Below are 22,101 nucleotides of genomic sequence, written 5' to 3' on the forward strand. Positions count from 1 at the left end.
GTCCCCCTTTAGGAGTGAGCCTGCTCGCGATAGCGGTAGATCAGTCGACATCAATATTGAATGTCAGTCCGTCATCGCGAGCAGGCTCACTCCTACAGGGATTTGCGGTGGTTTCAAGGATCGGGTCAGCTCACCACTCAGCGACGTTCGATTGGCACGAACTTGCGCTGTTCGACGCCGGTGTACTCGGCGCTTGGACGGATGATGCGGTTGTTGGCACGCTGTTCGAACACGTGCGCAGCCCAGCCGGTCAGGCGCGAGCAGACGAAGATCGGTGTGAACAGCTTGGTCGGGATGCCCATGAAGTGATACGCCGAGGCATGGTAGAAATCGGCATTCGGGAACAGCTTCTTCTGTTCCCACATGGTCTTGTCGATGGCTTCGGAAACCGCAAACAGCACCTTGTCACCGACCTCGTCGGCGAGTTTTTTCGACCAGCCCTTGATCACCTCGTTGCGCGGATCGCTGTCCTTATAGATCGCGTGGCCGAAGCCCATGATCTTGTCCTTGCGCTCGAGCATGCCGAGGGTGCCCTTGATCGCCTCTTCCGGCGACGAGAAGCGCTCGATCATTTCCATCGCCGCTTCGTTGGCGCCGCCGTGCAACGGGCCGCGCAGCGAACCGATCGCCGCCGTGACGCACGAGTACAGATCCGACAACGTCGAGGCGCAAACGCGCGCGGTGAACGTCGAGGCGTTGAATTCGTGCTCGGCGTAGAGGATCAGCGACACGTTCATGACTTTGACGTGCAGTTCGCTCGGTTTCCTGTCGTGCAGCAAATGCAGGAAGTGGCCGCCAATGGTCGGCTCGTCGCTGACGCAATCGATGCGTTTGCCGTCGTGGCTGAAGCGATACCAGTAGCACATGATCGCCGGGAACGCGGCGAGCAGACGGTCGGTCTTGTCGCGCTGCTCGGAGAAGTCTTTCTCTGGCTCGATGTTGCCGAGGAACGAGCAACCGGTGCGCATCACATCCATCGGATGCGCGTCGGCGGGGATGCGTTCAAGCACTTCTTTAAGCGCTTGCGGCAGATCGCGCAGCTTGCTCAGCTTGCTTTGGTAGTCGCCCAGTTGCGCTTTTGTCGGCAGCTCGCCGTACAGCAGCAGATAGGCGACTTCTTCAAATTGCGCGTCGGCGGCCAGTTCACGCACGTCGTAGCCGCGGTAGGTCAGCCCGGCACCGGCCTGGCCCACGGTGGACAAAGCGGTTTGCCCGGCAACCTGGCCCCGGAGTCCGGCGCCACTGAGTACTTTTGCTTCGGCCATTGCTATCTCCAATTTTTTGAATTTGTTAGGGAATCTGCAATTACGGTGTTGTTCGCAAAAGATCGCAGCCTTCGGCAGCTCCTACATCGACCGCGTTCCTGTAGGAGCTGTCGAGTGAAACGAGGCTGCGATCTTTTGATCTTTCAATCATTTTTTCGCAGCAAACAACGCATCGAGCTTCTGCTCGAACGTGTGGTAATCGATACGATCGTAGAGCTCCATGCGAGTCTGCATGGTGTCGATGACATTCTGTTGCGTGCCATCGCGGCGGATCGCCGTGTAGACATTTTCCGCTGCCTTGTTCATCGCGCGGAACGCCGACAGCGGGTACAGCACCAGGGAAACGTCGGCGCCGGCCAGTTGCTCGGTGGTGTACAGCGGGGTCGCACCGAACTCGGTGATGTTGGCGAGGATCGGCGCTTTCACGCGGTTGGCGAACAGCTTGTACATGTCCAGTTCGGTGATGGCTTCCGGGAAAATCATGTCAGCGCCGGCCTCGATGCATGCGGCCGCGCGATCGAGCGCCGACTCCAGCCCTTCCACCGCCAGCGCATCGGTACGCGCCATGATCACGAAGCTGTCGTCGGTGCGCGCATCGACTGCCGCCTTGATGCGATCGACCATTTCCTGCTGGCTGACGATTTCCTTATTGGGGCGATGGCCGCAACGCTTGGCGCCGACCTGATCCTCAATGTGAATCGCCGCCGCGCCGAACTTGATCATCGACTTGACCGTTCGAGCCACGTTGAACGCCGATGAACCGAAGCCGGTATCCACGTCCACCAGCAGCGGCAGGTCGCAGACATCGGTGATCCGCCGCACGTCGGTCAGCACGTCATCCAGCCCGGTAATGCCCAGGTCCGGCACGCCAAGAGATCCCGCGGCCACACCGCCACCGGACAGGTAGATCGCCTTGAAACCGGCGCGTTTGGCCAGCAGCGCGTGGTTGGCGTTGATCGCGCCGACCACTTGCAAAGGATGCTCGCTGGCGACCGCATCGCGGAAGCGCTGGCCCGGCGTGTTCAGGTTGGAACTCATGAGTCACCTCGTTCAGTGGCTGTCTGGTTGTGGGCGCCGTCTTCGTAGTGACGGGCGATGTTGCGTTTCGAGGCGCCGATGTGGCGGCGCATCAACAGTTCCGCGAGCTCGCCGTCACGGTCGGCGATGGCATCGAGAATGCGGTGGTGTTCGGCGAAGGCCTGGTGCGGGCGGTTCGGCGTGGTGGAAAACTGGATGCGGTACATGCGCACCAGTTGATAGAGCTCGCCGCAGAGCATCTGCGTCAGCGTGCGATTGCCGCTGCCCTGGATGATCCGGTAATGAAAGTCGAAATCGCCTTCCTGCTGGTAATAACCGACGCCGGCCTGGAACGCCGCATCGCGCTCGTGGGTTTCCAGAACCCGGCGCAACTCGTCGATTTCCGCGACGCTCATGCGCTCGGCAGCGAGGCGGCAGGCCATGCCTTCGAGGGATTCGCGGATCTCGTAGAGTTCGATCAATTCGGCATGGCTGAGCGAGACCACCCGCGCCCCCACGTGCGGCACACGCACCAGCAGGCGCTGGCCTTCCAGACGGTGGATCGCTTCACGCAACGGCCCCCGGCTGATGCCATAGGTGCGCGCCAGCTCCGGCTCGGAAATCTTGCTGCCCGGGGCGATTTCGCCTTTGACGATAGCGGCCTGGATGCGCCGGAAAACGTTTTCCGAGAGCGTCTCGGAATCGTCGCCGCTGATGACCGGGGGATCGAGTTGATCCAGCATGATTGTCGACACCTTTAAATCCAATGCGGCAAAAACTAGCCAATCCCGCGTGATCAGTCAAAGGATAAATCAGTATTGTCGACAATCGTCTAATAACCTAAAAAGATCGCAGCCTTCGGCAGCTCCTACAGAATGCAGGCCACCCCTTTGTAGGAGCTGCCGACGGCTGCGATCCTTTGATCTTGCTCCACACTGCCCCAAGCGCTGGCGCCATAAAACCACCGTGCTAGAATGCCGCCCGCATTTGCGGGTCTTTCTACGGCTTGCCATAAAAAGCTGCCAGGCACACGCGGGGGCTTGCGCACGGTTGTGCGGGCACCTGAACCGATAACGGAACGCTGCGCACCAGGATTTATGAGACTCAAGCCTTTCCCCACCTTTTTTGCTCTGTTTTGCCTGCCCGGCCTCGCCGCCGCGGGGGAAAAAACCGTGTACGGCCTCAACGAATACGCTTCGCTTGACGGCATCAATCTCGAAGTCGCGGCCAAGCTCGACACCGGGGCGAAAACCGCCTCGCTGAGCGCCCGTGACATCAAACGCTTCAAACGCAACGGTGAATCCTGGGTACGTTTCTACCTGGCGATCGATGCCGCGCATTCGCACCCCATCGAACGGCCGCTCGCGCGGGTCAGCAAGATCAAGCGCCGCGCCGGCGACTACGACCCGGAAGAAGGCAAGCAGTACACCGCCCGTCCGGTGATCGAGCTGGATATCTGCATGGGCTCGGCATTACGCAGCATCGAAGTGAACCTCACCGACCGAAGTGCGTTCCAATACCCGCTCTTGATCGGCTCCGAGGCGTTGAAACGCTTCGACGCGCTGGTCGACCCCAGTCTTAAATACGCTGCCGGCAAACCTGCCTGCACCATCGCCGCTCATACCGCCGAGTAATTTCCATGCGTTCTCTAACCTTCCACCTGAAAATCCTGATCGCCGTGCTGGTGCTGCTGGGCGTTTCGGTTACGGCCTATCAGATTTTCGTGCTCGGCATCCCGGTGACCGAAGACGCCACCGACGACCTGTGGAACATCGACGCCAAGGTCGAGTTCGTTGCCAGCACCAAGGATCCGGTGAAAATCCAGATGTTCGTGCCGCCGTTGAGCCGCGATTACGTCAGCCTCAACGAAAGCTTCATTTCCAATAACTACGGAGTCGCGGTAAACCGCGTCGACGGCAACCGCAAGGTGACCTGGTCGGCCCGGCGTGCCAAGGGCAACCAGACCCTGTATTACCGCCTGGTGTTGACCAAGCGCTATACCGCAGAAAAATCCAAGGTCAAAGGCCCGACCTTCCGCGACAGCATGGTCATCGAAGGCCCGGAAAAAATCGCCGCCGAAGCCCTGCTCGCGCCGATCCGCCAACACTCGGCCGACGTCGAAACCTTTATTGGCGAGGCGATCAAACGCGTCAACAACGTCAACGACGATAATGTGAAGTTGCTGCTGGCCGGCGATCCGTCGACCTCGCACAAAGCCAAAATTGTTGAATTGCTGTTGTCCATTGCCCACGTCCCGGTAGAGAAAGTCCACACCATCCGCCTCGTTGCCGATCAGCCACAAACACCCGAACTGTGGCTGCGCAGCTTCAACGGCAACGACTGGCTGTACTTCAACCCGGAAACCGGCGAGCAAGGCCTGCCGACCGATCGCCTGCTGTGGTGGACCGGTGACGAAAACCTGATCACCGTCGACGGCGGCAAGAAAGCCAACGTGACCTTCAGCCTCAACAACAGCGAGATGAATGCGATCCGTCTGGCCAAGCTGACCGACGAGAACACTGACGCCAGCTTCCTCGATTACTCGCTGTACGGCTTGCCCCTGCAGACCCAGCAAACCTTCATGATCATGGTGATGATCCCGATCGGCGTGCTGGTGATCCTGATCCTGCGCAACCTGATCGGCCTGCAGACCCTGGGCACGTTCACCCCGGTGCTGATCGCCCTCGCCTTCCGCGAAACGCAGCTGGGCTTCGGTATTCTGCTGTTCACGGTGATCACCGCGCTGGGCCTGTCGCTGCGCTCGTATCTCGAACATCTGAAGTTGCAAATGCTGCCGCGCCTGTCGGTGGTGCTGACCTTTGTGGTGGTGTTGATCGCGGCGATCAGTCTGTTCAGCCACAAGCTGGGGCTTGAACGCGGCTTGTCGGTGGCGCTGTTCCCGATGGTGATTCTGACCATGACCATCGAACGCCTGTCGATCACCTGGGAAGAACGCGGCGCCAACCATGCACTGAAAGTCGCAATCGGTACGCTGTTCGCCGCCTCCCTGGCGCACCTGATCATGACCGTGCCGGAGCTGGTGTACTTCGTCTTCACGTTCCCGGCGATCCTGCTGATTCTGGTCGGCTTCATGCTGGCGATGGGTCGCTATCGCGGCTACCGCCTGACCGAACTGGTGCGTTTCAAGGCCTTCCTGAAGAAGGCTGACGCCTGATGTTCGGTTTCTGGAAGACCTGGAAGGCCCTCGAGGCGCGCGGCATCATGGGCATCAATCGCAGAAATGCGGACTACGTGCTCAAGTACAACAAGCGCAGCCTGTACCCGATCGTCGATGACAAGATCCTCACCAAGGAACGCGCCATCGCCGCCGGCATTCACGTGCCGGAGCTGTACGGGGTGATCTCCACCGAGAAGGAAATCGACAAGCTCGACGAGATCATTGGCGGGCGCAGCGACTTCGTGATCAAACCGGCCCAGGGTGCAGGCGGCGACGGCATCATCGTCATCGCCGACCGCTTCGAAGGCCGTTATCGCACGGTGTCGGGCAAGATCCTCGCCCACGAAGAGCTGGAGCACCACATCTCGAGCATCCTCACCGGCCTGTACTCGCTGGGCGGCCACCGCGACCGCGCGCTGATCGAATACCGCGTGACCCCGGACCAGATCTTCAAAAGCATCAGCTACGAAGGCGTGCCGGACATCCGCATCATCGTGCTGATGGGTTACCCGGTGATGGCGATGTTGCGTCTGCCGACCCGCCAGTCCGGCGGCAAGGCCAACCTGCACCAGGGCGCCATCGGCGTTGGTGTGGATCTGGCGACCGGCCTTACGCTGCGCGGCACCTGGCTGAACAACATCATCACCAAACACCCCGACACCACCAACGCGGTGGACGGCGTGCAACTGCCCTACTGGGATGGTTTCATGAAACTCGCCGCCGGCTGCTATGAGCTGTGCGGGCTGGGTTACATCGGCGTGGACATGGTGCTCGATCAGGAAAAAGGCCCGCTGATTCTCGAACTGAATGCGCGGCCCGGGCTGAATATCCAGATTGCCAACGATTGCGGACTGACTTTGCGCACCCATGCGGTGGAGGCGCGACTGGAAGAGCTGAAGGCGCGTGGCGTGACGGAATCGGCTGAGGAGCGGGTGGCGTTTACTCAGGAGATGTTTGGGCATATTCCTGCCGTCGAGGGCTGACAAAGCTAAAAGTCAAAAGCCCCTCACCCTAACCCTCTCCCAGAGGGAGAGGGGACTGACTGTTCTGGTCAAACGATACTGGACACGGTTATAGGGTTTAGGTCATTTCTCATGCTGCCAAGGCTTCCATTGCTACCGGAGTCCGATATCCGTTGTGACTGTGCAGCCTGATCCGATTGTAATAATGGGTCAGGTAGCGCAACACATCGGTACTAGCCTCATCTTCGTTTCGGTAGCCAGCCTTGGGTATCCATTCAGATTTCAAACTGCCAAAGAAACGCTCCATCGGGGCGTTATCCCAGCAGTTTCCTCGTCGACTCATGCTTTGTTTTATGCGCATGTCCGCCAGCATTTCACGAAATACTTTACTGCTGTAATGACAGCCCTGATCCGAATGGAACATTAGGTTTTCAGGGCGTCCTCGCGACTCGAAAGCCATCTTTAACGCTCGACAGGTCAGAGCTGAATCCGGGCTTCTGGACATCGCCCAGCCGACGATACGCCGGGCATGCAGATCAAGTACAGCAGCCAGATAAACCCAGTAAGTACCGGCCCAAATGTAAGTCACGTCGCCACACCACACTCGATTGGGGACCTCGACATTGAATTTACGCTCCAAATGATTGGGGGCGTATTGCGCCTCCGCACCGCTGGGTTTGTATCGATGCCTGCGCCGTTGCTGACTCTTCAACCCGAGCTCGCGCATCAGGCTACGAGCCATGTAACGACCCACCGACTCTTTTTCGTTACATAGGGCCTTTGACAGGCTGCGCGCGCCCATTGAGCCGCGACTTTGCTCATGTAATTCAGCAGCTTTGATCTTTAGGCGATTGCGCCCGTCATCTACTTTCGCCCGCTGTTTCAGACGCTCGTAATAACTGCTGCGGTTGATTCCAAATACAACGCACAACTCGGATCTTGAATATTGCTCGCTTAACTCCTCGACCAGCCTTACCGATCGAGGGAATCCGACATCAAGAGAGCTGTAGCCTTTTTTAAAATTTCCTTCTCGCGCTCAATCCGTCGAATTGTTGCTTCCAGTTCCTGGATGCGTTGTTGGTCAACGGTCATGGCCTTGGACTTCTCAGGCGTCTTGCCGCTGCGCTCCGCACGCAGTTGCTCAACCCAGCGACGCAGAGCTGTAGGGCCCACGCCCATTGCTTCGCAGGCTTCACTCACCGAGTAGTCTTTATCCAAAACCAGGCAAGCCGCATCCCGTTTGAAATCTGTCGAAAAATATCGTCTGGTCAAATCACACCTCGTCTATGGGCGTAGATTACCGCCCTTTAGGGGTGTCCAGAATCATTAAGCCAGATCAGACCGGGGTGTCTAGGCGAGACACGCCGACCTGAGCGTCTTGAGTCGAACTCAGGCTTTGAAAAGCGTGAAGATCGGCTCCCTTTTGCGGAGTAACGAGCGGAACTCGGATCTTGAAAAGCAAGAAGATCGGCTCCCTTTCCCCCTCGCCCCCTTGGGGGAGAGGGCTGGGGTGAGGGGGAGGCTTTTGACTTTGATCTGGCAGCGCAGAGGACTACAATCCCCACCCCGCCTCAACGGCCGATCTGCCCCGCCCATGTTGACCTGTTCCGTACATCCGTTGCCCTACCGCGCCAATCCCGCCGACTATTTCGCGGCCATCCGCAACGCCCCCGGCGCCGTGCTGCTCGACAGCGGCCGGCCGAGCGCCGAACGCGGGCGTTATGACTTGCTCAGCGCCTGGCCGCTGGAACAATTGGCGGTATTGCCGGACGAAAGCGGTGCGCACTTTCTGCAGCGCTTGCGCGACAACCTCAGCCGTTTGGGTGAAGCACAACTGCCTGCCGGGTATGAATTGCCGTTCGCCGGCGGACTGATCGGTTATTTGAGCTACGACTTCGGCCGGCATCTGGAAAACCTGCCAAGCGAGGCGCTGGATGACCTGCAGTTACCCGATGCGCGTTTCGGCTTGTATGAATGGGCACTGATCAGCGATCACCAAGCGCAAACCAGCCAATTGGTCTTTCATCCATCGCTTGCTGACAGTGAACGGCAGCGACTGATCGCGCTGCTAACTCAGCCCACCGCTGAGGCGTTGACGCCGTTCAAACTCAACCAGCCAATGACGGCCGATCTCTCGGCTGACGATTACCGCCAGGCATTCGAGCGTATTCAGAATTACATCCAGGCTGGCGACTGCTATCAAGTCAATTTCGCGCAACGCTTCCGCGCGGAATGCCAGGGCGATCCTTGGCTGGCTTATTGCGCATTACGCCAGGCCTGCCCGACGCCGTTCTCCGGTTTCCAGAGCCTGCCCGACGGTGGCGCGGTGCTTAGCCTGTCACCAGAGCGCTTCGTCAGAGTCAGTCAGCGCCAGGTCGAAACCCGTCCGATCAAAGGCACCCGCCCCCGCGGCCTGACCCCAGCCGAAGACGCCGCCAACGCCGCCGAACTGTTGGCCAGCCCCAAGGATCGCGCGGAAAACCTGATGATCGTCGACCTGCTGCGCAACGACCTCGGGCGCACCTGCCGCATCGGCTCGGTGCGCGTGCCGGAGCTGTTCAGTCTGGAGAGCTATCCGAATGTGCATCACCTGGTCAGCAGTGTGACCGGTGAACTGGCGGCAGAGCGTGATGCGCTGGATCTGATCGCCGGCAGCTTCCCCGGCGGGTCGATCACCGGCGCACCAAAGATTCGGGCGATGCAGATCATCGACGAGCTGGAGCCGACCCGGCGCGGTTTGTATTGCGGATCGTTGCTGTACCTGGACGTGCGCGGTGAGATGGACAGCTCCATCGCCATTCGCAGTCTGTTGGTCAAGGATGGACAGGTGTGCTGCTGGGGCGGCGGCGGGATTGTCGCCGACTCGGACTGGCAGGCGGAGTATCAGGAGTCGATGACCAAAGTGCGGATCCTGCTCGATACCCTGCAAAACCTCTGAATGACACAACCCCTGTAGGAGCTGCTGAAGGCTGCGATCTTTTGATCTTTAAAAGCAGAGATCGCAGCCTTCGGCAGCTCCTGCAGGGATTGGTTTACAAGTTCAGGTCGCGGTTTGAAGCCTTGAGAAATTCCTGCTTCAGCTCTTCAAACGTATGCACCGCCGGGAACTGCGGGAACTCGCGAATCACGTTGTCCGGCGCGTGAAACAGAATCCCCGCATCCGCTTCGCCCAACATCGTCGTGTCGTTGTACGAATCGCCCGCCGCAATCACCCGGTAATACAGGCTCTTGAACGCCAGCACCGACTGACGCTTGGGATCTTTCTGACGCAACTGATAGCTGGTCACCCGCCCGGTTTCGTCAGTGATCAAGCGATGGCAAAGCAGAGTCGGGAAGCCCAGCTGGCGCATCAGCGGCTGCGAGAACTCATAAAAAGTGTCCGAGAGAATCACCACCTGGAAACGTTCGCGCAACCAATTGACGAACTCCACCGCGCCGTCCAGCGGTTTCAGCGTGGCGATCACTTCCTGAATGTCCGACAGCTTCAAGCCGTGCTCATCGAGGATGCGCAGGCGTTGCTTCATCAATACGTCGTAATCGGGAATGTCCCGGGTGGTGGCCTTGAGGGAGTCGATCCCGGTTTTTTCGGCGAAGGCGATCCAGATTTCCGGTACCAGTACCCCTTCAAGATCCAGGCAAGCAATTTCCACAGGACACTCCCGTTTGTAGTGATTATTGGGTCGAGCGAGGCCGAACTCTAGCCTTTGAACATCAGGCGCGCAACGCAGAGGACGCCCCGGGCGCGGCAGCTTTTTGTTACCATCGGCCCCCTATAGAGCGCCCGAGCGCCACTGACCTGTAGGAAGCCGCCCTGATGAGCCCAACGTTCGACGTCGTGGAACTCGCCACGACCTATGCCAACAAATCCGCGCAGGACATCCTCAAACTCGCCTTCGCCGAGTTCGGCGATGACTTGTGGATATCTTTCAGCGGCGCCGAAGACGTGGTGCTGGTGGACATGGCGTGGAAGCTGAACAAGAACGTCAAAGTGTTCAGCCTCGACACCGGTCGCCTGCATCCGGAGACCTACCGCTTCATTGAGCAGGTGCGCGAGCATTACCAGATCAACATCGAAATCGTCTCGCCGGACTACACGAAACTCGAACCGTTCGTGAAGGAAAAAGGCCTGTTCAGTTTCTACAAGGACGGCCATGGCGAATGCTGCGGCATCCGCAAGATCGAGCCGCTGCGGCGCAAGCTGTCCGACGTCAAGGCCTGGGCCACCGGCCAGCGCCGCGATCAGAGCCCGGGCACTCGCAGCGCTGTGGCGGTACTGGAAATCGACACGGCATTCTCGACACCGGAACGCACCCTGTACAAGTTCAACCCGCTGGCGCAGATGACCAGCGAAGAGATCTGGGGTTACATCCGCATGCTCGAACTGCCGTACAACAGCTTGCACGAGCGCGGTTTCATCAGCATCGGCTGCGAACCCTGCACCCGCCCGGTGCTGCCGAACCAGCACGAGCGCGAAGGCCGCTGGTGGTGGGAAGAAGCCACGCAGAAAGAATGCGGGCTGCATGCGGGGAATATCATCAGCAAGAGCAAGGTTTGATTTCCTGCTGAATGAAGTCCCCTTGTAGAAGTGAGCCTGCTCGCGATAGCGGTATATCAGTCGAAGAATTTATTGGCTGACACACCGCTATCGCGAGCAGGCTCACTCCTACCGTTATCTGATGCGACTCGAAAAAATGTGTACACAGAAATGTCACCATCGGTGCCATTTATGTGTGCACTTTCAGTTTTCACGCCCTGAAAAGTTACATTCCCCAACAGAATCCCCTCTGCCTGCCTTTCTGAAAAATCCCTCCCCTGAAAAAAATACCTGTCCAGTCGATCAATTTATATCGCCGTTTTTTCAGCGACTTATGACCCATCGATAACTATTCGAAATGAGCCGCGCTGCCGCTAGATCTGCATCTGGCACAAATCTGGCTTTATCGCATACATGTTTTGTATACAAAACTGCAGAACATGCACACTTTCGATCCGCAAGCCTGAAGCGCCCTATCCCGTACAGGCTGCAGATGCCCCGTAATTAGTGATGGTTTCACCGACGCGCCGAAGATTTGTCGAGCCTGAGTGCTCATGCACAGTCATCGCGGCGGTGAACGTCAGGAGCCTGCCGGAATGCGTACAAGTCTTTCGAATAACATCGCGCTGAATCTGCCCTCCTCCACGCGCGACCGACCGTTGCCCCACGACGGACTGAGCGAGCCTCTGCAACTGAGCCCGCGTCTGCACAACAGCGATCTGGCGCCGACCAAAGCCGAGGGCCGGCGCTGGGGCCAGTACAGCATCTTCGCCCTGTGGACGAATGACGTGCACAACATTGCCAACTACTCGTTCGCCATCGGCCTGTACGCCTTGGGCCTGGGCGGCTGGCAAATCCTGCTGTCGCTGGGGATCGGCGCCGCGCTGGTGTACTTCTTCATGAACCTGTCCGGCTACATGGGGCAGAAAACCGGGGTGCCGTTTCCGGTGATCAGCCGGATCAGTTTCGGCATCCATGGTGCGCAAATTCCTGCATTGATCAGGGCGGTTATCGCCATCGCCTGGTTCGGCATTCAGACGTACCTCGCCTCAGTGGTCTTCCGCGTCCTGCTGACCGCCGTGCATCCGGGCTTCGCCGAATACGATCACAACTCGATTCTGGGCCTGTCGAGCCTGGGGTGGGTGTGCTTCGTCGCGATCTGGCTGGTGCAACTGGCGATCCTCGCCTACGGGATGGAGATGGTGCGCCGTTACGAGGCGTTTGCCGGGCCGGTGATTCTGCTGACGGTCGCCGCGCTCGCCGCATGGATGTATTTCCAGGCCAATGCAACCATCGCCTGGTCGATCCGCGAGCCGCTGACCGGTGCCGAGATGTGGCGCAACATTTTTGCCGGCGGCGCGTTGTGGCTGGCGATCTACGGCACGCTGATCCTCAACTTCTGTGACTTCGCCCGTTCTTCGCCGTGCCGCAAAACCATCAAGGTGGGAAATTTCTGGGGCTTGCCGGTGAACATTCTGGTCTTCGCGGCGATTACCGTGCTGCTATGTGGCGCGCAGTTCCAGATCAACGGGCGAATCATCGAAAGCCCGACCGAGATCATCGCCTCGATCCCCAACACCTTCTTTCTGGTGCTCGGCTGTCTGGCCTTTCTGATCGTCACCGTCGCGGTGAACATCATGGCCAACTTCGTCGCTCCGGCGTTCGTCCTCAGCAACCTCGCGCCGAAATACCTGACGTTCCGCCGCGCCGGGCTGATCAGCGCGACCATCGCCGTGTTGATCCTGCCATGGAATCTCTACAACAGCCCGCTGGTGATCGTTTACTTCCTCTCGGGCCTCGGCGCCCTGCTCGGCCCGCTGTACGGGGTGATCATGGTCGACTACTGGCTGATCCGCAAAGGCCGGATCAATGTGCCGCAGCTCTACAGCGAAGACCCCGATGGCGCTTATTACTACAGCCGAGGCATCAATTTCCGCGCGGTGGCGGCGTTTATTCCTGCAGCGCTGATCGCCATCGTCCTGGCGCTGGTGCCCGGTTTCCACAGCGTTTCGCCGTTCTCCTGGCTGATCGGTGCCGCAATCGCCGGCATGCTTTACCTGATCATCGCCAAACGCCAGACGCATTACGCCGACGTCAGCGGCGAATGCATCGCTGTGGATAACGTCAGCCACTGATCCCTTCGCGGCCCGGTTTTCGGGCCGCACCACTGCCCGCAATAAGGATTTTCCATGCGTATTCTCGTGGTCAACGTCAACACCACCGAATCCATCACCGACGCCATCGCCCGCTCGGCGCAGGCCGTCGCCTCCCCCGGTACCGAAATCGTCGGCCTCACGCCGTACTTCGGCGCCGAATCGATCGAAGGCAATTTCGAAAGCTACCTGGCCGCCATCGCCGTGATGGACCGGGTGATGGCCTACGATCAACCGTTCGATGCCGTGATCCAGGCCGGCTACGGCGAGCATGGCCGCGAAGGCTTGCAGGAATTGCTCAACGTCCCGGTGGTGGACATCACCGATGCGGCGGCCAGTACAGCGATGTTTCTCGGCCATGCCTATTCAGTAGTGACCACGCTGGATCGCACCGTGCCGTTGATCGAGGATCGGCTGAAATTGTCCGGCCTGTGGGATCGTTGTGCCTCGGTGCGCGCCAGTGGTCTGGCAGTTCTCGAGCTGGAGCATGAACCGCAGCGCGCACTGGAAGCGATCGTGCAGCAGGCAGAACTGGCAGTAACCCAGGACAAGGCCGAGGTGATTTGCCTGGGCTGCGGCGGCATGGCCGGACTGGACGAGCAGATTCGCCGACGCACCGGCGTGCCGGTGGTGGACGGGGTTACGGCGGCGGTGACGATTGCCGAATCGCTGGTGCGCTTGAAGTTGTCGACGTCGAAGGTGCGCACTTATGCGACGCCACGGCCGAAAAACATTATTGGCTGGGCGCAGCGGTTTGCTCGATAGACCGCGTTATCGTTCATCGCGAGCAGGCTCACTCCTACAGAGGAACGCATTCCAATTGTAGGAGTGAGCCTGCTCGCGATAGCCGCAACTCGGTTTGACGCCTGGCTCAGACAGCACTAAACCGCCGCGCCAGTCCCTGCTCAACAAACTGCTCGATCACAAAATCAACAAACGCCCGGGTCTTGCCCGGCAACAATTTGTGCTCGGCGTAATAGATCGAAATGTTACCGTCATCGACAAACCAGTCCGGCAGCACCCGCTGCAATGTCCCCGCCTGAAGGTACGGGACCGCAAACGGCATGCTCACCAGCGCAATGCCCAAACCTTGCATCGCCGTCGCGCACGCGGCCTCGGAATCGCTCATGGTCATCCGCGCCCGCAACGTCAGCGGGCTGTGTTGCTGATCGCGGTGGGTGAGTTGCCAGGAGCGCACACGCCCGGTCTGCGGTGAGCGAATCAGGATGCCGTCGTGCAGGTTGAGGTCATCGGGATGGCCGATCCGCGCATGGTTCTGCAGATAATCCTGCGACGCCACCAGCACCCGATGCGCCGGCGTCAGTCTGCGCGCAACCACGCCTTGTGGCAGTTCGAAGCCGCCGCCAATCGCCGCGTCGAAGCCCTGCGCAATGAGGTCGACCTGACGGTTATCGAAATGCCAGTCCGGGTTGATCGCCGGATAACGCCGCAAGAATTCGCCGAGCAGCGGCACGATATACAGACGACCGAACACCGTGCCCATGCTCACTTTCAGCGTCCCGGCCGGCTGCCCTCCAGCGCTGGCCAGATTGGCAACGGCATTCTGGATGGTGGTCAGGCTGGCGCTGACCTCACTCAAAAACAGCTGCCCCGCTTCGGTCAACGTCAGGCTGCGTGTACTACGCTGGAACAGCCGCACGCCAAGCCGCGCTTCCAGTTTCGCCACGCTTTTGCCTACCGCCGCCGGGGTCAGGCTTAAACGCCGCGCGGCTTCGGCAAAGCTGCCGACCTCGGCGCTGCGCACAAAGCATTCGATACTGCTGAACGTTTCCATGATCGCCACTATAAACTTCTGGTTTACACAGACTATAGCAATCATGGTCTACACGGTTGTCGATGCCACGCCGATACTCGGCACCAACACCAAGGCATTCCGCCTTGAACACTTGGAGATCGCACATGACCACTCAACACCTCAGGGGCAAAGTCGCTCTGATTCAAGGCGGTTCGCGCGGCATCGGCGCGGCCATCGTCAAACGTCTGGCCGCTGAAGGCGCCGCCGTCGCTTTCACTTATGTCAGCTCCGCCGCTAAAGCCGAAGAACTGCAGAACAGCATCACTGGCAACGGCGGCAAGGCCTTGGCGATCAAGGCCGACAGCGCCGATGCCAGCGCGATTCGCCACGCCGTCAGCGCCACCGTCGAAGCATTTGGCCGGCTGGACATTCTGGTCAACAACGCCGGCGTGCTGGCCATCGCGCCGCTGGAAGATTTCAAACTGGAAGACTTCGATCAGACCCTGGCCATCAACGTGCGCAGCGTGTTCATCGCTTCGCAGGAAGCGGCGAAGCACATGGGCGAAGGCTCGCGGATCATCAACATCGGCAGCACCAACGCCGACCGCATGCCCTTCGGCGGTGGCGGCGTGTACGCGATGAGCAAGTCGGCGCTGGTCGGCCTGACCAAAGGCCTGGCCCGCGACCTCGGCCCACGGGGCATCACCATCAACAACGTACAACCTGGCCCGGTCGACACCGACATGAACCCGGCCCATGGCGACTTCGCCGAGAGCCTGATCCCGCTGATGGCCGTGGGTCGTTACGGCACTGCCGATGAAATCGCCAGCTTCGTCGCCTACCTCGCCGGGCCGGAAGCCGGCTACATCACCGGTGCCAGCCTGACCATCGACGGCGGTTTCGGCGCCTGACAGACCCGCAAGAAAAAACGCCGCCCTTCTTTCTTGGGAAGGGCGGCGTTTTTATCTGGGCGATCAGGCCAGTTCCAGCGTCGGCAGGCCAAAAGCGCTTGGCCTGAAGTCTTTCAGCGAGCGAAGGATGCCGTCAGCGTGAGCATATTTTTCATCGGCCATCGCGGCGTCGGGGATGGCGATTGCGGTCATGCCTGCCGCTTTCGCCGCAGTGACGCCAAACGGTGAATCCTCGAACACCAGACAATCCCTGGGGGCAACGCCCAGTCGCCGGGCGGCGGTGAGGAAGATGTCCGGCGCCGGTTTGGCCGCGCCGACTTCCGGATCGTCCGCCGTGACGATGAAATCAAACAGCGCGAACCAGTCGCGATGCAAAGTGGTTTTCTGCCCGAACGACTGCCGTGACGAACTGGTGCCGACCGCGATCGGGATGTTATGCGCCTTGAGATGACGCACCAGCGCTTCGGCCCCCGGCATCGCCTGCGCCTTGGGGAAACGCTCGCGCATCAGCGGCTCGCGAATCTGCAGGAATTCTTCCGGGGTAATCGGTAGCTCCAGCGCCTGCACTACGTAATTGGCCAGGTCATTGGCACCGCGACCAATGATGTTCTGCTTGATGCTCCAGTCAAAGGTTTTCCCGTAGCGCCCGACAATCATCGAGGTGACCTCGGTGTAAATGCCCTCGGTGTCGAGCAGCAAACCGTCCATATCGAATATCACGGCCTTGATCGGGCCGAACGTCTTCAGCGGTGCATTCATCATCGGATCCGTTAACAAAGACATCCCGGGCGACAGGCAACGTGCCGCAACGCGGATCTGATTAATGGGTTCAGCAGCATAGCGAGGCCGATGGACATTGAGCAACGGGCAATCCCGTCGACGCGCTCTTCGCATTGAGCGAAACCTCCTACAGACACTGCCTACTTCCCCGACTTCTTTCCTTTTTGATCCCCCGCAAAGTCCGCGCTCCCGTTTCTTCCTATGCGCGAGCGACTGCGAATGTTTCAACCCGATCGGCTACTGGCCCTGAACAACAGCATCGGACTGCTGGTGGTGGCCGCCCTGAATCCCCAGCAGCCAGATTTCGAAGCGCTGATCGATGAGTTCCGCCTGTGCCTGAACACCTACGAGACCTGGGCCGAGCAGTTCTGGAGCGGGACGGCGCTGGACATCGAGCAGGTGTTCAAGGTTGGCAATGACGTGCAACTGAGGGCGCCGATTACCTCGCGCGCACCCATCAGTTCATCGGTGGTCATGTGTCCGGCCAACGGGCCGTTGACCTTGGTACACATGTTTGAAGCGGCGCGCTTTGTGCCGATCGGTGACACCCCGGTAACCCTCGAACCGCTGCTCAGCGAAGTCGACGGCGTGCAGACCTTCGGCGAACCACTGCGCCACACCATCGGCCCGAGCGGGATTCTCGAGGTGACCGATTGCACGCGCGGCCAGCGCTACCGCATCACCTTCTTCCCCGATGTTTCCACCGCCCATGTCCGCGCGCTGTATGCCTCTTATGAAGGTGTCATCGCCGGTCTGGAAAACTGGCTGCGCGGCGAATGGACAGGCTTCCAGCCGCCATGGATGGAGTTTTCCAGCGCCGGTTTTCTTGATCGTTACGGGCAATTGCAACGGGCCGACTGGCGCGGTCTGGAAAAAGCCCTGAACGGGGTCTGGGATGACATCCAACAGCTGTTTGCCCTCCTCGCCGATCTGCAGGCGCACAGCGAAAAACTCCTGGAATACCTGAGCGAAGTCGAGCTTGAGGCGCTGCTGGCGGCTTCCAGCGAGGCGATTGCCAACGCCTTGTTGATGCTCAGCGACGAGCCGTTGCTGTTCATTCATCTGGCCGCGTTCACCAGTTGGCTGAAGATGCTCCGGCCGCAATACCTCGCCGAAGTGGTTGCCGAAGTCCGCACAGAGTTGCTGATCAGTTTCCTGTTGATGCGCGTGGCGGGCGGTGCCGGCGTATCGCTGAGTCTGAGCAGTAAGGTCCTGGCCAGGATCAAGTCGCCACGGGCGCGGGAATGGCTGGCAGCCTCTGCTTTACGCCTGGCTGAACTGACCTCGACGCCGGAACTCAAGCAGCACGCGAGCACGCTGAAGCCGCTGATGTTTCATGCCCGGGACGTTCAGCTGAAGCCGATACCGTCGATTCCGCTGAACATTCGCCAGGCCGACGCGGTGATGTTGAGCGTGCCGAACCCGGCGCCACTCGCGCGGGAAAAATCCCGAAACATGGCGCGTCTTGAGCGCCACGAGCCCCACGACGACGCCCCCGACCAGGCGAAAAACCCCAACGGTGATGCCGCCGACTGTGTTCCCAACACCTGCACCAACGGCTGTCCGGTGTCGATGGTCACCGGCGAAGAACTGCTGACCCTGACCGACGCGGTGCTCGATGGCGTACTGCCGTTCGAGTTCACCCGTTTGTACCGCAGCAGCGCCGTCGAGATCGACATCGGTCTGGGCTTCGGCTGGAGCCACACCCTGGCCCATCGCCTGGCTTTCGACGGCGATGGCGTGATCTGGATCGACCACGAGAACCGCCGCACCCGCTTTCCCCTGCCCAATGTCGCGCGCCCGGCGATTCACAACAGCCTGTCACGGGCGGCGATTTTTTTGGGTGATGAACCGGAAGAACTGATCCTCGCCATGGCCGGCGACAGCGCGCGGTTCTATCACTTTCGCGCCGGCCGGCTGACCGCAATCAGCGACGTCTACGGCAATCGTCTGACGCTGCAACGCGATCGCTCCGACCGCATTCAGCGTCTGGACAACGGCGCCGGCCGCTCATTGCTGTTGCGTTATGACCGGGCGCAACTGGTGGCGATTGATTATCAGGTGTTCGTGCAGGGTGAGTGGAACACTGAGCAGAACCTCGCCACCTACCGCTTCGATGCCCGGCAACGGCTGCTGACCGCGACCAACGCGGTTGGCGACAGCGAGCGCTACGACTACGACGACCACCACGTCATCCTCCAGCGCCAGCTCACCGGTGGCGCGAGCTTTTTCTGGGAGTGGCAACGCGACGGCAAGGCGGCGCGTTGCGTGCGCCATTGGGCCTCGTTCTCGCAGATGAACACCCGCTACGTCTGGAACGATGACGACGCCAGCGTGACCGTGCATTACGTCGACGGCACCGAAGAAGTCTACGTCCACGACGAGCGCGCGCGGCTGGTGCGTCAGGTCGCGGCGGATGGCGGCGAGCAGCTCAAGGCCTATGACGAGCAGGGCCGGTTGGTCGCCGAGCAGGATGCTCTGGGCGCGGTCACCGAATACCGCTACGACGAGGTCGGACGGCTGATCGCGCTGATTCCGCCGGACGAGGCGCCAACGTCCTACGAGTACCGCAACGGTTTTCTCTACAAGCGTTGCCGAGGCGACGCGGTGTGGATCTATCGGCGCAACGCCGAAGGTGCGGTCACCGAAGCGGTCGACCCTGACGGTCAGGTCACCCATTACTACTACAACCTGCGCGGCCAGTTGTTGTCGCTGCGCTACCCCGACAGCAGCCGCCATCGCTGGGTGTGGAACGAGCTCGGCCAGCTCATCGAAGAAACCCTGCCGGACGGCGGCGTGCGGCGCTTTTCCTACGATGCGCTGGGCCGGCGGATTACCACCCAGGATGAATTTGGTGTTGTCAGCCGTCAGCAGTGGGACGCCGCCGGCCGACTGATCCTGACGACTTCTCCGACGGGCAGCACCCGCGCCTACAGCTACGGCGCCTACGGCCAGATCACCGCCGAACGCGACGAACTCGGGCGCATCACCCGCTACGAATATGACGACGACCTGCACCTGGTCTCGCGGCGGATCAACCCCGACGGCACCCGCGTGCAGTACCGCTATGACCATGCGCGGTTGCTGCTGACCGAGATCGAAAACGAGTCGGGGGAAAAATACCGACTGGATTACACGCCGACCGGATTGATCCGACAGGAGACCGGTTTTGATGGGCGGCGTACCGCGTACGTTTACGACCTCAACGGTCATCTGCTGGAGAAGACCGAGTTCGGCGAGCAGAGTTTATCGCTGGTCACCCACTACCAGCGCGACAAGGCCGGACGTTTGCTCGTCAAAACCCTGCCCGACGGGATCAAGGTGCGTTATGACTACGACCGCCTCGGCCGCTTGGTTGCCGTCGATGACGGGCAGAACCATCCGCTGGCCTTCGAGTATGACCGTCAGGACCGCTTGATCACCGAGCACCAGGGCTGGGGCACCTTGCGTTACGCCTATGACGCCTGCGGTCAGCTCAAACGCCTGCGCCTGCCGGACAACAGCAAGCTCGATTATCACTACGCCAAGGGCGGTGCGCTGAGTGCCATTGACCTCAACGGCACGCCGCTCACGCGCCACGTCTACCAGTCCGGTCGCGAGCAGCAACGTCAGCAGGGCCTGCTGCTCAGCGAATACTCCTACGATGATCAGGGCCGACTACTTGCTCACGCCGTAGGCCATCGCGGCGCCTCGCTGTACCGCCGCGATTATGCCTACAGCGCCAACGGCAATCTCGAGCACATTGCCGACAGTCGCCACGGCCAGCGCACCTACGGCTACGACGCCCTTGACCGATTGATTCGGGTTCGCCATTCGCGCGACGAACTGCCCGAATCCTTCGCCCACGACCCGGCCGGCAACCTGCTGATGCAGGACCGCCCCGGCCCCGCGCAGATCAAGGGCAATCGCCTGCTGATGCAGGGCGACCGTCATTACGACTACGACGCCTTCGGCAACCTGATCCGCGAACGCCGAGGCCACGGCCAGACCCTCGTCACCGAATACCGCTACGACTGTCAGCACCGCCTCATCGGCCTGACCCGCCCCGACGGCCAGACCGCCACTTACCAATACGACGCCTTCGGCCGGCGCATCCGCAAAACCATCGACGGAGCCGTCACCGAGTTCTTCTGGCAAGGCGAGCACCTCGTCGCCGAAAGCAGCGCCACGCAATACCGCAGCTTCCTCTACGAACCCGGCACCTTTCGCCCACTGGCGCTGCTCGACGGCAAAGGCCCGAAAAAAGCCTGCCCGTTCTACTACCAACTCGACCACCTCGGCACCCCGCAGGAACTCACCGACTACAGCGGCGAAATCGTCTGGTCCGCGCAATACGACGCCTACGGCAAAGTCGCCGCCGTCACCCTCGCCGGCGAAGACTACCTCGACCAGCCGCTGCGTTTTCAGGGGCAGTACTTCGATGTTGAAAGCGGCCTGCACTACAACCTCCATCGGTATTACGACCCGAGGTTGGGACGGTATCTGACGCCGGATCCGGTGAAGCTCGCGGGCGGGTTGAATCAGTACCAGTACGTGCCGAATCCGACGGGATGGGTGGATCCGTTGGGGTTGACCTCGAATTGCCCTCCAAAAGGCCGAAAAACAATCGGCTGTCCAAAACCTAATGAAGTCGAGCCCCCGCTGGTTTCTCGGCGAGGCGCGTTTAGGCAGGCAAAACTTGATTCGGGAGTACCAAAAGTGCAGCAGCCCGACATTCAAATCGATGAGGTCAGCGGCAAGCAGAAGCAATTTACTTATGCCAACATGACGGATAGGAAAGGCAATAACATCCTGGACAGTAGTGGAATGCCAATCATAACTAGAGAATATAAATACACCAGAGAGGATGGGTTTATATTGATCCTCCAAGATCATTCCGCGGGCCATAAATACGGGGACATAAATAACCGGGGAGATCAAGGACCTCACATAAATGTGCGACCTGCAGATGACAGGCGGAACGGCAAGGTAAAAAACACAAGCGATCATTACCCATTCAGGAGATCACCATGAAAAACTGGAACGACATAGAGGGCAGCAAACTGTTTAACATGGTATTCAGCAGACCTATACCTATCTCAGAGATTAAGTTATTCGCTCTGAACATAGACAATAACCTTTCAACGCTGACCTTGGCATTTGACATCAGGGAAACCCCAGATACCCCTCCGAAGAAATGGGATCTAATAGGATACAACGCTTGCCGGATCGGAATAACGTGCAGTGAAGTCAGAGGTTTGACAACATCCAACATCCCGACGCAAGAAACATTAAACCTATCCATCCAACTTATTGGGGATAGGTACTCTGTTTCCGCCACATCCAAGTCGTCAGAGTTAAAATTCACTACATCATCATTAAGGTTGAGAGAGCCAAGTGTGTACTTGACAGAATCACCTTTCTAGAGCCTTCAATAATCAAAAGCTTTTTTGCAGGTGACATTTTGTCTCTTGAGGACTTGATCAAAGGCTTCCTCAGCAAAGTCGAAGAAGGAACAATGCTGCTACAACAGTGCTATCCATTTTCCCACGGAGTTAGTAGATTT

At 59.6% G+C, this 22,101-nt stretch carries 17 protein-coding genes; 10 read left to right on the top strand and 7 right to left on the bottom strand.

What is annotated here, in order from left to right:
- Positions 1–137: 137 nt before the first annotated feature.
- The 3 genes from prpC to BLU71_RS12660 form a co-directional block, all read right to left on the bottom strand.
- Positions 138–1,265 (bottom strand): bifunctional 2-methylcitrate synthase/citrate synthase, encoded by a 1,128-nt coding sequence (prpC, locus tag BLU71_RS12650; protein WP_083353231.1) that lies wholly within the window; start codon positions 1,263–1,265, stop codon positions 138–140.
- A 147-nt stretch (positions 1,266–1,412) separates the two neighbouring features.
- Positions 1,413–2,303, bottom strand: a complete 891-nt coding sequence (gene prpB / locus BLU71_RS12655) for a methylisocitrate lyase (RefSeq protein WP_042608455.1) — start codon at positions 2,301–2,303, stop codon at positions 1,413–1,415.
- A complete protein-coding gene (locus BLU71_RS12660; protein WP_172667900.1) occupies positions 2,300–3,022 on the bottom strand; it encodes a GntR family transcriptional regulator in 723 nt (240 codons plus the stop codon). Before BLU71_RS12660 ends, prpB begins: the two co-directional genes overlap by 4 nt.
- A 357-nt stretch (positions 3,023–3,379) precedes the next feature.
- Here BLU71_RS12660 and BLU71_RS12665 point away from each other — a divergent pair, with 357 nt between their 5' ends.
- The 3 genes from BLU71_RS12665 to BLU71_RS12675 are packed head-to-tail and all read left to right on the top strand — an operon-like array spanning position 3,380 to position 6,443.
- Positions 3,380–3,916 carry an ATP-dependent zinc protease gene (locus BLU71_RS12665; RefSeq protein ID WP_039762988.1) on the top strand — a complete coding sequence of 179 codons (537 nt, stop codon included), beginning with the start codon at positions 3,380–3,382 and terminating at the stop codon, positions 3,914–3,916.
- Positions 3,917–3,921: 5 nt separating this feature from the next.
- Positions 3,922–5,457 carry an inactive transglutaminase family protein gene (locus BLU71_RS12670; protein ID WP_064362871.1) on the top strand — a complete coding sequence of 512 codons (1,536 nt, stop codon included), beginning with the start codon at positions 3,922–3,924 and terminating at the stop codon, positions 5,455–5,457.
- On the top strand, positions 5,457–6,443 hold the full coding sequence (locus BLU71_RS12675) for an alpha-L-glutamate ligase-like protein (RefSeq protein WP_042608458.1): 987 nt from the start codon (positions 5,457–5,459) through the stop codon (positions 6,441–6,443). Before BLU71_RS12670 ends, BLU71_RS12675 begins: the two co-directional genes overlap by 1 nt.
- A 109-nt stretch (positions 6,444–6,552) precedes the next feature.
- Here BLU71_RS12675 and BLU71_RS12680 read toward each other — a convergent pair.
- Positions 6,553–7,694, bottom strand: a protein-coding gene (locus BLU71_RS12680; RefSeq protein ID WP_371919907.1) for an IS3 family transposase whose coding sequence is annotated in 2 segments (ribosomal slippage) — positions 6,553–7,433 and positions 7,433–7,694 — 1,143 coding nt in all. Because the reading frame shifts where the segments join, the coding sequence is not laid out codon by codon here.
- Between the two features lie 322 nt (positions 7,695–8,016).
- On the opposite strand from BLU71_RS12680, the gene pabB reads away from it, so the two are divergent.
- Complete coding sequence (gene pabB / locus BLU71_RS12685) at positions 8,017–9,360, top strand: aminodeoxychorismate synthase component I (protein WP_065615181.1); 1,344 nt, start codon at positions 8,017–8,019, stop codon at positions 9,358–9,360.
- Between the two features lie 94 nt (positions 9,361–9,454).
- On the opposite strand, the gene thrH is transcribed toward pabB, so the two are convergent.
- Positions 9,455–10,072: a bifunctional phosphoserine phosphatase/homoserine phosphotransferase ThrH gene (thrH, locus tag BLU71_RS12690; RefSeq protein WP_064362875.1), complete on the bottom strand. Its 618-nt coding sequence runs from the start codon at positions 10,070–10,072 to the stop codon at positions 9,455–9,457.
- Positions 10,073–10,236: 164 nt separating this feature from the next.
- On the opposite strand from thrH, the gene BLU71_RS12695 reads away from it, so the two are divergent.
- From BLU71_RS12695 to BLU71_RS12705, 3 genes are all read left to right on the top strand, one after another.
- The gene (locus tag BLU71_RS12695) at positions 10,237–10,977 is read left to right on the top strand and encodes a phosphoadenylyl-sulfate reductase (RefSeq protein WP_064362877.1); all 741 of its coding nucleotides are present in this window, start codon (positions 10,237–10,239) and stop codon (positions 10,975–10,977) included.
- A 575-nt stretch (positions 10,978–11,552) separates the two neighbouring features.
- Positions 11,553–13,091 carry an NCS1 family nucleobase:cation symporter-1 gene (locus BLU71_RS12700; protein ID WP_083353232.1) on the top strand — a complete coding sequence of 513 codons (1,539 nt, stop codon included), beginning with the start codon at positions 11,553–11,555 and terminating at the stop codon, positions 13,089–13,091.
- Positions 13,092–13,145: 54 nt separating this feature from the next.
- Entirely contained in the window at positions 13,146–13,874 is a 729-nt protein-coding gene (locus BLU71_RS12705; RefSeq protein WP_042608464.1) for an aspartate/glutamate racemase family protein, read from the top strand.
- Between the two features lie 106 nt (positions 13,875–13,980).
- Here BLU71_RS12705 and BLU71_RS12710 read toward each other — a convergent pair whose 3' ends face one another.
- Positions 13,981–14,904 (bottom strand): LysR family transcriptional regulator, encoded by a 924-nt coding sequence (locus tag BLU71_RS12710; protein ID WP_083354336.1) that lies wholly within the window; start codon positions 14,902–14,904, stop codon positions 13,981–13,983.
- 125 nt (positions 14,905–15,029) lie between these two features.
- Here BLU71_RS12710 and BLU71_RS12715 point away from each other — a divergent pair, with 125 nt between their 5' ends.
- A complete protein-coding gene (locus BLU71_RS12715; protein ID WP_083353233.1) occupies positions 15,030–15,776 on the top strand; it encodes a 3-oxoacyl-ACP reductase family protein in 747 nt (248 codons plus the stop codon).
- A 63-nt stretch (positions 15,777–15,839) separates the two neighbouring features.
- Here the strand turns inward: BLU71_RS12715 and BLU71_RS12720 are convergent, their stop codons facing one another.
- Positions 15,840–16,535, bottom strand: a complete 696-nt coding sequence (locus BLU71_RS12720; RefSeq protein WP_064362884.1) for an HAD-IA family hydrolase — start codon at positions 16,533–16,535, stop codon at positions 15,840–15,842.
- Positions 16,536–16,775: 240 nt separating this feature from the next.
- Here BLU71_RS12720 and BLU71_RS12725 point away from each other — a divergent pair, with 240 nt between their 5' ends.
- Positions 16,776–21,569 carry an RHS repeat-associated core domain-containing protein gene (locus BLU71_RS12725; protein ID WP_083353234.1) on the top strand — a complete coding sequence of 1,598 codons (4,794 nt, stop codon included), beginning with the start codon at positions 16,776–16,778 and terminating at the stop codon, positions 21,567–21,569.
- Positions 21,566–21,961: an Imm50 family immunity protein gene (locus BLU71_RS12730; protein ID WP_083353235.1), complete on the top strand. Its 396-nt coding sequence runs from the start codon at positions 21,566–21,568 to the stop codon at positions 21,959–21,961. Before BLU71_RS12725 ends, BLU71_RS12730 begins: the two co-directional genes overlap by 4 nt.
- Positions 21,962–22,101: the final 140 nt, after the last annotated feature.

The sequence above is a fragment of the Pseudomonas moraviensis genome (genome assembly GCF_900105805.1).
Lineage (GTDB): Bacteria > Pseudomonadota > Gammaproteobacteria > Pseudomonadales > Pseudomonadaceae > Aquipseudomonas > Aquipseudomonas moraviensis_A.